The organism is Bacillus cereus group sp. BfR-BA-01453 (assembly GCF_022662915.1).
GTDB lineage: Bacteria > Bacillota > Bacilli > Bacillales > Bacillaceae_G > Bacillus_A > Bacillus_A paranthracis.
In genome coordinates this window covers 16,139-30,159 of the sequence record NZ_JAKUEN010000020.1, presented here as the reverse complement: position 1 = coordinate 30,159, position 14,021 = coordinate 16,139, and the positions used below count along the sequence as shown (strand labels likewise).

Below are 14,021 nucleotides of genomic sequence, written 5' to 3'. Positions count from 1 at the left end.
GACGTAATTACGCCCCTTTTGATTTCAACTTTATTTTGAATCTATTGCCAAGTTTACGTTGGATCTTCTCTAACGCTTCTCCACCAAATACTCTTTCAAGTACTCCTGTGCGAATCGCTAACAATCCGTAAACAAGACCGCCAAGACCTGCACAAATTGCAACTGTAATAAGAGCACCCATTCGGCCGTCCGGCGAAATCACGAAGGATAGAATCCATTGTGATAGTTTTACGACCACAACCATTACAAATGTTAATACTGCAATTTGGAATGTTCTCTTATATACAACACCAAATGAATAGTGTGCGTATTTTTTAATTTGTTGATTTGTGTACCAAACAGAAGCTAAGAAACCAACAGCTGTTGCTAGAATTGCCCCTACTGTACCGAAGTAACGAATAAAGATTACGTTACATACAAATTTCAAAATAACACCCATTATAAGTGCGATAATCGCATGCTTTTGTTGGTTAATACCTTGCAGAATTGCCGCTGTTACCGTAAATAAAGCAAATAACAACGCAACTGGAGCATACCACATTAATACTTGTCCACCTAATGGATCTGAATCGTAAAACGCAGTATAAATCGGATAGGCAAGTGATGAAATACCGACAACTGCTGGCAATGTTAAGAACATATTTGCCTGGAATGTTTGTGTAATTTGTAACTTTAAATAACGGTATTGCTTTTCAGTAAATGATTTTGTAATCGCTGGTACGAGCGTTAAACTAAACGCTGTCGCAAGTGATACAGGAATCATAATTAATTTATGCGTCCACATTGTGAAAATACCGAGCGCTCGCTCTGCAATATCACCTTGGCCAATCGCTTGCATAATTGAGTTAAATGTCAATGTATCAATTTGTTGATATAAAGGAATTGTTAACCCAATTACAACGTAAGGAATCGCATATGCAAATAATTCTTTAAATAATTGAACCGTACTCACTGTCGATTCTGGTACAGTTTGTTCAATTAAATATTGATCCAAATGTTTTTTACGTTTTAGCCAGTACCAAATGAGTACACCGAGCGCTCCAACTGCTGAAACGAATGCAGCAAATGTCGCTACCCCAACTGCTGTTGCAACTGTACCACCAAGTACTTTAATAACGATAAAACTACCCGCTAATAAAAAGACGATACGAATAATTTGTTCAATAATTTGCGAAACAGTAGTTGGTCCCATCGATTGGTGACCTTGGAAATAACCACGAATTAAACTCGCTGCCGGCACAACAATAAGCGCAAAACTTACAAGACGAATAATCGTCGTAACTTCTCCTATATTACTGTGTACACTTTGTTTACCAAGCATTGCTTCTGCAAACAACGGCGCCGTCATGTACAGTACTAGGAATGAAAGAACTCCTGTTACTATCATCATAACCATTCCCGAGCGGAACATTCTCCGGCTCGTTTTATAATCGCCAAGCGCATTATATTTGGAAACGAATTTTGAAACAGCAAGCGGCACCCCTGCCGTTGCAATACTTAAAAAAATCGTATATGGAATGTATCCATATGTATAGAGCGTTCCGCCTTCTGTCCCTACTAATGCATGAAACGGAAAGACGTAAATCATGCCTAAGAACTTCACTAAAAATGTCCCTAACGTAACAATAAGCGTTCCGCGCAGAAATTTCGAATCGGACATACAAAAATCCTCCTACATCTACATAAAGTGAAACTTTAATCAGTGGGTGTTCTTCCCTACTGATTATTAGCCCCCACCAATCGGGCATTTACAGGCAGTTAATCTCCCACTGAACTTTAAGGCGGGAGTCTTACTGCCCGCAAATAGCGGGGTAAAGTGAAACTATAATAAATTGAACTATTCGAGCATTCGAGAACTATTAGACTTCCCCTAACTCATAAGGTTTTAGTCCTATGGCCCACAAATAACAGGATAGTGCTGAACTCTAACTTTTGTATTGTACCACAATTCTCTCCTTAAGCAGTACTTCACTCTATTTTTCTTTTAAGGGAAAACATGCTATTCTTTTAGGCAGGAAATGTAGAAAATGAGGTCGATATATTATGCATTATGATGTTATTGTCATCGGCGGTGGGCCTTCTGGGCTAATGGCTGCAATCGGTGCTGCAGAAGAAGGCGCAAGCGTCTTACTTCTTGATAAAGGAAATAAACTAGGGCGTAAACTTGCGATTTCTGGTGGCGGCCGCTGTAACGTAACGAACCGTCTACCACTTGATGAGATCGTTAAACATATACCAGGAAATGGCCGCTTCTTATACAGCGCTTTTTCTATTTTTAATAATGAAGATATTATTACATTCTTCGAAAATCTCGGTGTAAAACTGAAAGAAGAGGATCATGGCCGCATGTTCCCTGTTTCAAATAAAGCGCAATCGGTAGTAGACGCACTTTTAACACGATTAAAAGATTTAGGTGTAAAGATCCGCACGAATACACCTGTTGAAACGATTGAATATGAAAATGGTCAAACGAAAGCAGTCGTACTAAAGACTGGCGAAGTGCTAGAAACAAATCACGTCGTTATCGCTGTCGGCGGAAAATCAGTTCCGCAAACCGGTTCTACTGGAGACGGATATGCTTGGGCAGAAAAAGCAGGTCATACAATTACAGAATTATTCCCAACAGAAGTACCAATCCTTTCAAACGAACCATTTATTCGAGACCGTTCACTACAAGGACTTGCTTTACGAGACGTAAACTTAAGTGTATTAAACCCGAAAGGAAAAGCTATCATTTCTCACAAAATGGACATGCTCTTCACTCATTTCGGCTTATCTGGTCCTGCTGCACTTCGCTGTAGTCAATTCGTTGTAAAAGCACTGAAAAAGTTCAAAACGAATACAGTTCAAATGAGTATTGATGCGTTGCCAGAAGAAAATAGCGAGCAACTATTCCAGCGCATGCTGAAACAAATGAAAGAAGATCCGAAAAAAGGAATTAAAAACGTGTTAAGAGGTTATGTTCCTGAACGTTACTTCCTATTCTTATTAGAAAAAAATGAAATTGATGGCAGCGAGCAAGCTGGACAAGTTTCTCACGAAAAGATTCGTGCACTTGTGAAAGACTTTAAAGAATTTACTGTAAACGTAAATGGTACGCAGTCAATTGAAAAAGCATTCGTTACTGGCGGCGGTGTATCTGTTAAAGAAATTAACCCAAAAGAAATGTCTTCTAAATTCACGAACGGCTTATATTTCTGCGGGGAAGTTCTTGATATTCACGGTTATACTGGTGGCTATAATATTACATCTGCTCTCGTTACTGGTAGAATTGCCGGAACAACAGCTGGAGAAAACGCGAAAATGCAATATTAAACTGAGAAACAGGGATTCCTGTTTCTTTTTTTATAGGTACATGAAATTATATCGGCGATTTTCCAAATTTATCAGCGATTCTACAACTTATATCGGCGATTTCTCAAATATATCGACTTACCGACAAGAAGCGACAAATATCCGCTCCATGTAACTTCCCATTGCTTTTTTGTTGCTTTATATACCTTAGTACCTTTATATTTTATATTGTTGAATATTTGAAAAAGGGTAAGGGGAAAACATATGAGAAAAAAAGTCATGATGTCTTTAATGCTAATGACGTTTCTTTCTGCGGTAGAAGGAACGATTGTTAGTACAGCAATCCCTCGTATAACGAGTGATTTATCCGGCGTTGAACTTGTTAGCTGGGTTTACGCAATTTACATGCTTGCCACAGCGGTTTCAACTCCCATATACGGAAAGCTAGCTGATTTATTTGGCCGTAAAAAAGTTTTACTTATTGGAGCTACAATCTTTTTAGTCGGTTCTGCACTTTGCGGTGTCGTTACATCAATGGAACAATTAATCTTCTTCCGCGCTCTTCAAGGTATCGGTGCTGGTGCTGTTATGCCGATCACAATGACGATTATTGGAGACTTATATAGCGAAGCGAAAGACCGCGCGAAAGCACAAGGCTGGATGAGTGCCGTTTGGGGTGTCTCAGGTGTTATCGGACCGTTAGTAGGTGGATTTTTAGTTGATTCTCTTTCTTGGCGTTATATTTTCTTCTTAAACGTTCCATTTGGAATTATTGCCTGCTTAATGATTGCCATTTACTACAAAGAATCTATTAAGCCAGCTAAACACCATATCGACTATCTTGGTGCAACAGTCTTCTCATTAAGTACGATTGCTCTACTATACGCGTTATTAACAGGTAGCAGTAAGCAAAACTGGGGAGACATAACAATTATCGGCCTATTAATCTTCGCCGTCGTTTCATTCATTATTTTCTTATTCATCGAGAAAAAATCTCCGGAACCATTAATTCCGCTAGCACTTTTCTCTAACCGTACATTATCTACGATTAATATATTAACGCTTATTGCTGGCGCAATGATTATTAGTATTACAATGTACCTTCCAATTTGGAGCCAAGGAGTATTAGGAAAAAATGCGACAGAAGCTGGACTTATTTTAATGCCAATCCCTGTTATGTGGACATTTGGAGCTATTTTCTCTGGTAACTTAGTAGGAAAATTAAAAACGAAACAAATCATTTTACTTGGGGCTAGCATTTTATCAGTCGCTACGTTCTTATTATTTACATTATCAACACATTCACCATCGTTCCTTATTTATGTGGCAGTCGGATTATTCGGCTTAGGAATGGGGCTTGTAACACCTATTTACATGGTAACAATTCAAGCAGCCGTACCAGCTCATACACGCGGAACAGCCGTTGGTTTAAACACATTTATTAATACATTTAGCCAAACGTTAGGTGCGGCAATATTCGGTACAATCTTCAATACGATGATTCACGCACGTGGTATTAAAAACCTTGATCTTGTATCTGGCGGACATGGAGGTACTACAACAAACGTAGTAACCGAATCGCAATCCGCATTAGCATCAAGTGTACACGTCATTTATATGAGTACTTTTGTATTGGCAGTATGTACATTAATTATCGCTTGGCTTTTATTAAAGCCCGCTACACAAACGAGTGAGCAATAAGAAAGAGGATGACCAAAATGGTCATCCTCTTTTTACTCTTCATTCTCCACAATATGTTTCAACATGGACAATTTATTATCCCAAAAACGTTCATAATACGAGAGCCACTGTTGTAATTCCTCTAATGGTTCTGGATGCAAGCGATATATTTTCTCTCTTCCGCTTTTTCTTCCACTTACTAAATTCGCTTCTGAAAGAATATGAAGGTGCTTTACAACCGCAGTACGACTCATCGGAAAATGATCCGTTATTTTGGAAATCGGTAACTCTTTATCACTTAATAACCGTATTACTTCTCGGCGGGTTGGATCAGCAATTGCTTGAAACACATCATATTTCGCTGCTGATGAGGACACTTAGCCTTCGACAACCTTTTTCAGTTTTTCATTTACAATCGCTACCCAGCCTCCGCTCATTCTGTCGCGAATAATAGAGCTCTTCGCATTCGCTTTCGGAAGAATTTCATCAGGGTGTTTCCAGCCGCCGTGAATTAACGTAAATTCTGTTTTATTATCTCCTAGGTCTTTCAGATGAAATGAAACGACCCAGCCATCTGTATCCCATGAGAAAGATAAATAGTTTGGCTCATCGATTGCTAACACTTTACATGGTGATGGTCCAAATGGTGATTGTACATGAAATTCATGTCCTACCTCTAATAGGAAATCATTTGGCATAAACCATGAGGCAATCCCTTCTGCAGTTGATACTACATTCCACACCTTTTGAATAGACGCGTTAAAAACGATCGTTTGTTTAATGTCAGTTAATGTATGTTGTTGTTCCATTTCCATTCTCCTTTATTCGGCAATCAAATATAACACCTTTTGGTTACACTTCGATAATATAACACCTTTTAGTTTCATGTCAACGCTAACTCTTTTTTATTGTTGAGAAATTCTCAACATTTTTTCAACAGGACAAACACCCTCCGAGCATTTCCTCATAATATACTCACAAAGGCAACAAAAAATAAAAACTTCTCTCAACATGAAACTCCATCATTCATCTTGGAAGAAGCGCCTTACGTATATCATGCGTATTTCGTCTCTCCTCCTTCCCTCAGGGACACTACGCGAAATATGGAAAATCAGAAGGAATATGCCCACCATTTGAGTAGGTAGTTATTTCTCTTCTCCTCAACATTTCCTTAGGAGCGAAATGACTACCGACTCACTTTTTTCAAACAAAAATAAAAAGGGGTTGAACGCTATGTTCTATTGCATTAACTGCTCTGACATTCACCATGAAAAACATCCGAATGATAAAGTATTCAAAAACGGGTTTTATATTGATCCATTTTTAGGTGATCGTTATCACCTTGGTATGTGTAAAGATGCCCAAAATCATCAGACAGGGGAGCCTCTTTTAACTACAAAACAATTAGGCACAACCCAATCTATTATGAACGTATTACCGACACATGTTGTCCCAACATAAAGCATAAAAAAGAGCTGGCTCACCCAGCTCTTTTTTATGCTTTATAAACGATCATTGCTGAAAAACAATAAATTTGGTTTTCGTCATCATTAATAGAAACCCCGACTTGGTACTTAATATCTACAAAGTTACTATCATCAATTTTTTTCAAAAAAACATTTACAGCGTCTTCTAAGTCTTTTTCGTGACTTTCATCAAACACTTTTACACGAATCATGTTAACACCATCCTAGATCGCAGCCCTCCGCCGCTTGATTATTGCCACGGTGCGTATCTATGATGCGATAAAACTTTCCGTCTTCATATATATATCCGTCTTCTAACACATATTGTTTACCTTCAGTATAGACATAAAACTTACCTATCATAAATTTACTCGTATATAATTCCAAATAATCTGGCCTAAATTTAGCTACAACTTTATTTGTAATATCAATTTTTATTGTGCGCCCCACCTTCTCTCCCTCCTTTGCAAAGAACGGATTTAGGTATATTGTATTAGCGATTTTACATTTTATGCTTAAAAATAAGTGGATATGCCTCCTTTCTCCGCCTGTACTATTTTTCTAACAAAATCATCAATAAATAGAAGCAAAAAAATATATATAAAAGGAACTTTTACTTATTGACTCAAATATAATTATTATGGTATTATATAAAATTTGACATTTTAATTAACTTATGCTATCATTAAAGATGGTTACCACATATGGAGGTGGATGATTTGTTTCAAATTGGTGATAAAATCGTTTATCCAATGAACGGCGCAGGAGTCATCGAAGCCATTGAAGAGAAAGAAATATTAGGAACAACACGTCAATATTGTGTAATACGTATCATTAGTAAAGATATGCAAGTAATGCTTCCGATGGATCAATTACAAAAATCAGGTATTCGTTATATCGTAGATAAAGGTACGTTAGATGATATACTTCTTGAATTTCAAAACGGGGAATCAGATACATCACTTTCCTGGAAACAAAGATATACAATGAATATGGAAAAAATGAAAAACGGCAATCTGCAAGATAGTGCAGAAGTTGTTCGAGATTTACTTCGCCGCAATAAAGAGAGAGCTTTAAATGCGAGCGAAAAACAAATGCTAGATAACGCCCGAAAAATGATGATTAGTGAAGTTGCACTCGTACAAAATGTTTCTGAACATCAAGCAACAGAATATCTGCAAGACACTATTAATCACTAAATTTAAAATAGCTGGCCGCTATTTTTTTTGTGTAAAAAAAGGACGAAGAGTTTTATCTCTTCGTCCTTTTCTATTACCCACGCCCAGCTTGAAACGATGGGTATAACGTCATTCCACCATCTGCAAATAGCGTAATTCCAGTTACATAACTCGCCTCTGAGGAAGCGAGCCACGTTGCGACTGCTGCAATTTCTTCCGGTTTTCCAATGTAGCCCATCGGTATCATACTTTCTACGTCAGCACGTTTTTTAGGATCAGCAAACTTTTCTGCATTGATCGGCGTATTAATTGCACCTGGCCCTATATTATTTACTCGAATACCTTTTGGTGCATATTCTAACGCTAACGTTTCTGTCATCAGTTTAATACCACCCTTACTTGCTGCATAGTGCACGAATAAGGGCCACGGAATTTTCTCATGAACACTCGACATATTAATGACAGATCCTTTAATATCGTGTTCTACAAAATATTTAATCGCTTCACGGCTTCCTAAAAAAGCACCTGTTAAATTTGTGTTAATTACCCTATTCCAATCTTCAAGCGGCATTTCATGCGATGGTACCGCATTTTCTATCCCTGCATTATTAATCATAACGTCAAGCGTACCAAACTCTTTTACAGCAGATTGAATGAGATTTACCACATCTGATTCGACCGTCACATCACCTTTTACAGCAATCGCTTCTCCGCCTACCTTTTTAATTTCTTCTAACACATCATTCGCTTCTGACTCCCGTGAGCGATAATTAATCACTACTTTTGCTTTCTCCGCAGCAAACCTTACTCCCATTGCTCTTCCAAGACCGCTTGCTGATCCTGTAATAACGACAACTTTTCCTTCTAAATCACTATACATTTCCATACCTCCTTTAACTTTTTGCTATACCTAGCATAATTCCGGCTGCAATAATAAAAACGATACCGACAACAATACCCGTTAATTGACGTTTCGTTTTTCTTTCACCTAATATAAGAATCCCGCCAAGTGTCGAAATAATAATCCCCATTTGCGATAACGAGAAACTTGTTGCCACTCCAACACGCGGCTGTGAAATGAATAAAAACATATTTCCAGCTGCCCAAATTAATCCTGGAATAATATTTCTTATTGCATATTTATTAAATGGATGATGTTTAAAAGTAAGCAAAATCCCCCCTAACACCATACCAACTGCTTGTGGCAACAAAGCTGACCAACCATCTACTTTAAATAGTCTAATCACTACTACATAAACTAAATAACCGACTGTTGAAATCAATAAAATGATAATGCCTTTTTTAAAATTCCCCGCTTGCTCTGCATTCTTTTCTTCTTCACTTTGAAGCGATGTTAAAATAACACCAATAATAATACAAACGAGAGCTAATACACCAAGGACGACTGATATTGTTGTGGACCACTCATGAAATACGATGACTCCAAATAAAGTCGTCGAAACTAATTGAAGTCCTGTTGAAATGGGCATCGTCCTTGAAACGCCCATTAAATCAATACTTTTTAATTGATTCGCCTGACCGAGAGCCCAAAATAAACCTGACACAATCCCAACTCCGATAACAGTAGGAGTCAATACTGGTTTCATAAAAATATAAACAACAATTGAGAAAATAAGTGCGCCAAACGTTGTACCGAGCGTTTGACTATAAGGCCCTCCGCCCAGTTTCACGTTAAATAGCACAATACTTCCCCAAAATATAGCTGGTAAAATCGCTAAAAATATATCCATCGCTCATTACCTTTCTTTACTAAATGTCATAAGTTATCTCTCTGAATCAGTAGAGTGAGCTTTTATTTTTTCTTTTTCCCTTTCACAAATCTTTTCTGCAATAGCACCAGAAACATTCTTTTCTCGCTCCACTTTCTTTATCTTTACGTGATCTAAATAATCTTCCAAAGTAAGCGTAACTTTATCATTTGGCGGATTATGTGCTCCTTGAAATGTAAGAAATTGTAGCGTCACTTCATATCTAGGAACGAACTCACCATTCTTGCCGAGACGCTTTATATTTATAACTGAAGCACATTCATATTGGTCTTCTGTCACTTGCCTAATAACTGAATAGTACCTATTCGATAATGCACTCTCTAAAAGTTGTTCTCTTGATTCTTTCGCGAAAGAATCACTTGGAGAAGAGAAAAAAGCCACACATAGCATTGTCATAACTGCACATATTTTTTTCATAGTTCCCTCCTTGTTCTATACATTAGTGTTCTCAAAACTGCCATAAAAAAACGACTTTCCCTATGTAGGAAAGTCGTTTTAATAAATCCAATATTAACCACCGCTCACTGGTGGAATAAGTGCAACAACATCACCAGATTGAATCGTATCATCTTCATTTGCATATTCTTCATTAATCGCAACCATAATTGGTGCCGATACTGGCACATTATATTCAGTTGCAACAATATCTTTTAACTCTGCAACCGTAATACTTTCTTTCTCTATTTGTAATTCACTTCTTCCTGCTTCTTCTTGTAAGTTCGCAAATAACAATACTCGAATCATACTTATAGCTCCTTCCCAGGCTCTCCCGCCGGATATGGCGTTTTTTCTAATTGATCGCCAATCCAAGAGTCTCCATCTTCCCAAAACTCTTTTTTCCAAATCGGAACAATTTGTTTTATGCGTTCCATAATGTATTCATTTGCTTCATAAGCCGCTTTACGATGCGGCGTTGAAACAGCCACAACAACCGCGATATCAGAAATTTGCAGTGTACCGATGCGATGTGTAATCGCAACGTGTGTATCTGGCCATTTCTCTTTCACTTCTGATCCGATTTTCTCTAGCATCTTTTCTGCCATCGTTTTATAAGCGACATATTCTAAGTATAATGTACGACGCCCTTTCGTAAACTCTCTAACCGTTCCAATAAATGTTGTAACAGCACCACATTCGCGGCGAATAACCTTATTCGCTACTTCTTCAATTGAAATTTCTGTATCAATTACTTCATAATACGTATGTGTCATTTCGCACTCCTTACCGTTTGTAAAAACCAGTCTATATACAACTCTTCTTCTGTTATATGAAATACTTTATATTCTTCTCGTAAGTTTGCAGGAGCATCATGCCACGTAATAACCGCTACTATATTTTCTACTTTAAGTAAAAGTTCAACGTCTTCTTCAGAACGAAGTAACACCACTTTCGGATAGCTCTCTTTTTTATAGCCCTCAATTAAAATTGTATCCACTTCAAAAAACTCGTATAAACGGATAATTTCTTGCAAGGACCATTCCTCTCTTAATGACGACAATGAAAGTAATCCAGCACCTTCTACACTACTTACGACAGCACCGGCCTTTCTATGCCTTTCACTATCTTTTTGCGCTACTTCTGGAAACCCTCCATGCCCGTGATGTTTAATGGTAGCAACTTTCATTTTCCGTTCAGCTAATGCATGCACAATTTTCTCTACAAGTGTTGTTTTCCCGCTATTTTGATACCCTACTATTTGTAAGAGCGAAGGGGCTTTGCCCATGGCCAATCACATCCCTCAGCGTGCTCTAACAATAATACAGACACTTTCATCCCTGCCTCAAAGCCTCTCGTTCCTCCAGGTAGCACAATAAAAGCATTCGCATCTGCAAGAGAAGATACCGCACTCGATTTATCTAAACCGACCGGCATCGCGTGTAATGCCCCGTCCACGATTGTCACCTTTGCTCTTACAAAACGAGTAAACGGATTTGGTTTTGGAAAATCTTTTTGCAAAATAGCATCTGCTCTATATACGTGTGGTTCCTTCGCATACAAATATGTTTTTATAACCGGATGCACAAATAACTCAAATCCCACATAACAAGCTGACGGATTCCCTGATAAACCGAAAAGTAACTTTCCATCCACTTCAGCTACTGTCGTTACACTGCCCGGTCTCATTGCTATTTTATTAAAGAGTACATTCGCCTGTAACCTTTCATAAATAGCCGGTAAGTAGTCATAATCTCCTACCGACACACCGCCTGTCGTAATTAAAAGATCCACCTCATCTATCGCCGATTGAACAGCTGTAAAACATGCATCTAACTCGTCGGCAAGTTGACCATAATAACGGACTTTACCCCCAGCTTTCATAATTTGAGCGGCAATCATATACGAGTTACTATTTCTAATTTTCCCCGGCTGTAACGACTCATGTACTTCTAACAGTTCACTTCCTGTCGTCACAATACCAACAACCGGCTGTTTTACAACCTTCACAGTACTATATCCAAACGTAGCTAATAAGGCTGCAACACCTGGATTGATTACAGCACCTTTCTTAACGAGAACTTGATTTTGTTTTATATCTTCCCCTTTAAATGACACATTGTCGCCACTATGAAAAGGACGCTTTAACTTCATATATGTTTTTCCGTTCTTCTCAAAGCCTTCCGTCAGTTCTAGCATTACGACTGCATTACAATCCGCTGGAATAGCTGCTCCTGTCATAATACGAACCGCCTGAAAAGATCCTACTGTATCTAGAAAAACAGACCCCGCTCCGATTTCTCCTATTACTTCAAACTCAATTGCATTCTCTTGATTTGCTTCTTTCGTATCTTCCGCTCGAATTGCGAAACCATCGTAAGGAGAACGATCAAAATGAGGAACGTCATGATCAGAGACAACATCTTCCCCAAGAATTCTCCCGTAACTTTCCGTAATAGAAACCTCTTCTACTTCACCAATTTTCGCATATTCCATTACTCTCTCTACTGCCTCAGCAACTTGAATCGGAATTCGTTTTTCTACCATCGTTTCTCACCCCATATTTGCAATTTTTTTTATCTCGATTAAACTTTATATATTAAATAGAAATTACTTCAAGGAGGAATTCCATGTCTTCATTCACACACTTTAATGACCAAGGACGCGCGAAAATGGTTGATATAAGCGACAAAAAAGCAACCGTTCGAACAGCAATTGCGTGCTCTAGCATTATCGTTACAAAAGAAATTTACGATAAAATCTCTCATAATGAAATCGGGAAAGGTGACGTATTAGCAGTTGCACAAATCGCTGGTATTATGGCTGCAAAACGCACTTCTGATATTATCCCAATGTGCCATCCTTTATTATTAAAAGGTGTTGACGTTTCTTTCGATTGGAAACAATCCGATGAACAATATCGATTACTGATTGAAGTAAAAGTTAAAACAGAAGGTAGCACCGGTGTTGAGATGGAAGCTTTAACAGCTGCTTCCGCTACCGCTCTTACCGTGTACGATATGTGTAAAGCTGTTGATAAAGGTATGATTATTGGTGAAACGTACTTACTTGAAAAAACAGGTGGAAAAAGTGGAGATTATACGAGAAAGTCTTAATCTTCTCCCTGTTGAACCTAAAGGGTTTCCCTTTAGGTTCAACCTATATATCTGGCATATAAACGTTTTGCCACATTTATATCATTCGTCCCATGAATAAACGCCCTACCATCTGTAAATAAAACAAAACGAAATTCCTCTACTAAAAACGATACTAAATACGGAGTAGCTTTTACATCCACACTTCTTTGTAAGCGCTTTTTAATTTCTTCTAAATTGAATTCATTCCGCACACCTGGACGGATTTGTACTGTATTTCGTCCGCATAACACTTCTGTTTTCGTTTGCGCTTCAAATGTTAAACTCGGATATGTACGTAATCTTCCGCAAGATAAACACGTGTCTTTTTTCTGTCTATTCACTTTAAATGCCATCTGTTGATTATTCCAAAGATCAAACGATAACATCGTTTCGCGAAGCGCCCCATAGTCTTCTACTAATATTTTCAGCGCTTCCGTTATTTGATGCGCAACTACTAATTGTACTGCTGGCTGTATAATGCCAGCCGTATCACATGTTGCTCCGCTTGCTGGATGCTCCATTAAACAGCGGAAACACGGTGTTTTTCCTGGTACAATTGTATACGTTACTCCGTAGCTTCCGACACAACCACCATATATCCATGGAATATTATACTTTTGTGAAATATCATTAATAAGAAGACGCGTTTCAAAATTATCTGTCGCATCTAATATTAAATCTACACCCTTCACTAACTCTTCCATTTCTTGCACTGTTACATCCGTCACAACCGGATTTATTTCCACCTCAGAATTAATCGCTTTTAAATGCTCTGCCGCTGCTACCGCCTTCGGTTTATACTGCTTCGCATCTTCTTCTGTATATAACTGTTGCCTTTGTAAATTGCTCCATTCTACATAATCACGATCCGCAATTGTTATTTTTCCAACACCTGCTCTAACAATCGCTTCTGCATTTGCTGCGCCAAGAGCTCCCGCACCAATAATAAGCACATGCTTCTCTCTAATTTTTCTCTGCCCTTCTTCTCCAACACCAGCAAATAATATTTGCCTTGAATATCGCTCCTGCATACGATAGCCT

General features: G+C 38.2%; 18 protein-coding genes. 5 read left to right on the top strand and 13 right to left on the bottom strand.

All coding sequences use genetic code 11. The features are described 5' to 3' along the window. Nucleotides 1–7 precede the first annotated feature (7 nt). Complete coding sequence (locus MR070_RS24400; protein ID WP_070806989.1) at nucleotides 8–1,660, bottom strand: putative polysaccharide biosynthesis protein; 1,653 nt, start codon at nucleotides 1,658–1,660, stop codon at nucleotides 8–10. Nucleotides 1,661–2,043: 383 nt separating this feature from the next. Between MR070_RS24400 and MR070_RS24395 the strand changes: the two genes are divergently transcribed. Continuing rightward, nucleotides 2,044–3,315, top strand: coding sequence for a BaiN/RdsA family NAD(P)/FAD-dependent oxidoreductase (locus MR070_RS24395; protein WP_000558879.1), 1,272 nt, complete (start codon nucleotides 2,044–2,046; stop codon nucleotides 3,313–3,315). Between the two features lie 243 nt (nucleotides 3,316–3,558). Next, the gene (locus MR070_RS24390; protein WP_001228012.1) at nucleotides 3,559–4,995 is read left to right on the top strand and encodes an MDR family MFS transporter; all 1,437 of its coding nucleotides are present in this window, start codon (nucleotides 3,559–3,561) and stop codon (nucleotides 4,993–4,995) included. 32 nt (nucleotides 4,996–5,027) lie between these two features. On the opposite strand, the gene MR070_RS24385 is transcribed toward MR070_RS24390, so the two are convergent. Beyond that, nucleotides 5,028–5,351, bottom strand: a complete 324-nt coding sequence (locus MR070_RS24385; RefSeq protein WP_000098837.1) for an ArsR/SmtB family transcription factor — start codon at nucleotides 5,349–5,351, stop codon at nucleotides 5,028–5,030. Continuing rightward, nucleotides 5,352–5,783, bottom strand: a complete 432-nt coding sequence (locus MR070_RS24380) for an SRPBCC family protein (protein ID WP_242262135.1) — start codon at nucleotides 5,781–5,783, stop codon at nucleotides 5,352–5,354. It abuts the gene before it with no gap. 424 nt (nucleotides 5,784–6,207) lie between these two features. Here MR070_RS24380 and MR070_RS24375 point away from each other — a divergent pair, with 424 nt between their 5' ends. After that, nucleotides 6,208–6,435: a DUF3973 domain-containing protein gene (locus MR070_RS24375; RefSeq protein ID WP_000498992.1), complete on the top strand. Its 228-nt coding sequence runs from the start codon at nucleotides 6,208–6,210 to the stop codon at nucleotides 6,433–6,435. Nucleotides 6,436–6,469: 34 nt separating this feature from the next. On the opposite strand, the gene MR070_RS24370 is transcribed toward MR070_RS24375, so the two are convergent. After that, nucleotides 6,470–6,652, bottom strand: coding sequence for a sporulation protein Cse60 (locus tag MR070_RS24370; protein WP_000621751.1), 183 nt, complete (start codon nucleotides 6,650–6,652; stop codon nucleotides 6,470–6,472). A 1-nt stretch (nucleotide 6,653) separates the two neighbouring features. Beyond that, nucleotides 6,654–6,890, bottom strand: a complete 237-nt coding sequence (locus tag MR070_RS24365) for a DUF2553 family protein (protein WP_000533800.1) — start codon at nucleotides 6,888–6,890, stop codon at nucleotides 6,654–6,656. A 254-nt stretch (nucleotides 6,891–7,144) separates the two neighbouring features. Here MR070_RS24365 and MR070_RS24360 point away from each other — a divergent pair, with 254 nt between their 5' ends. Continuing rightward, a complete protein-coding gene (locus MR070_RS24360; RefSeq protein ID WP_001993652.1) occupies nucleotides 7,145–7,639 on the top strand; it encodes a CarD family transcriptional regulator in 495 nt (164 codons plus the stop codon). A 73-nt stretch (nucleotides 7,640–7,712) separates the two neighbouring features. Here MR070_RS24360 and MR070_RS24355 read toward each other — a convergent pair whose 3' ends face one another. The 7 genes from MR070_RS24355 to moeA form a co-directional block, all read right to left on the bottom strand. Further along, complete coding sequence (locus tag MR070_RS24355) at nucleotides 7,713–8,498, bottom strand: glucose 1-dehydrogenase (RefSeq protein WP_242262134.1); 786 nt, start codon at nucleotides 8,496–8,498, stop codon at nucleotides 7,713–7,715. Nucleotides 8,499–8,511: 13 nt separating this feature from the next. Further along, complete coding sequence (glcU, locus tag MR070_RS24350; RefSeq protein ID WP_242262133.1) at nucleotides 8,512–9,369, bottom strand: glucose uptake protein GlcU; 858 nt, start codon at nucleotides 9,367–9,369, stop codon at nucleotides 8,512–8,514. A 33-nt stretch (nucleotides 9,370–9,402) separates the two neighbouring features. After that, nucleotides 9,403–9,825, bottom strand: coding sequence for a DUF3888 domain-containing protein (locus tag MR070_RS24345; RefSeq protein WP_242262132.1), 423 nt, complete (start codon nucleotides 9,823–9,825; stop codon nucleotides 9,403–9,405). Between the two features lie 93 nt (nucleotides 9,826–9,918). Further along, on the bottom strand, nucleotides 9,919–10,152 hold the full coding sequence (gene moaD, locus MR070_RS24340; protein ID WP_242262131.1) for a molybdopterin converting factor subunit 1: 234 nt from the start codon (nucleotides 10,150–10,152) through the stop codon (nucleotides 9,919–9,921). 2 nt (nucleotides 10,153–10,154) lie between these two features. Beyond that, entirely contained in the window at nucleotides 10,155–10,619 is a 465-nt protein-coding gene (gene moaE, locus MR070_RS24335) for a molybdopterin synthase catalytic subunit MoaE (RefSeq protein ID WP_000149942.1), read from the bottom strand. After that, on the bottom strand, nucleotides 10,616–11,131 hold the full coding sequence (mobB, locus tag MR070_RS24330; protein WP_000513648.1) for a molybdopterin-guanine dinucleotide biosynthesis protein B: 516 nt from the start codon (nucleotides 11,129–11,131) through the stop codon (nucleotides 10,616–10,618). The genes moaE and mobB overlap by 4 nt, the downstream gene beginning before the upstream one ends. Beyond that, the gene (gene moeA / locus MR070_RS24325; RefSeq protein WP_242262130.1) at nucleotides 11,101–12,390 is read right to left on the bottom strand and encodes a molybdopterin molybdotransferase MoeA; all 1,290 of its coding nucleotides are present in this window, start codon (nucleotides 12,388–12,390) and stop codon (nucleotides 11,101–11,103) included. Before moeA ends, mobB begins: the two co-directional genes overlap by 31 nt. 83 nt (nucleotides 12,391–12,473) lie before the next feature. On the opposite strand from moeA, the gene moaC reads away from it, so the two are divergent. Beyond that, nucleotides 12,474–12,959 (top strand): cyclic pyranopterin monophosphate synthase MoaC, encoded by a 486-nt coding sequence (gene moaC, locus MR070_RS24320; protein ID WP_242262129.1) that lies wholly within the window; start codon nucleotides 12,474–12,476, stop codon nucleotides 12,957–12,959. Nucleotides 12,960–12,997: 38 nt separating this feature from the next. Here the strand turns inward: moaC and MR070_RS24315 are convergent, their stop codons facing one another. Next, a complete protein-coding gene (locus tag MR070_RS24315; RefSeq protein ID WP_242262128.1) occupies nucleotides 12,998–14,011 on the bottom strand; it encodes a molybdopterin-synthase adenylyltransferase MoeB in 1,014 nt (337 codons plus the stop codon). Nucleotides 14,012–14,021: the final 10 nt, after the last annotated feature.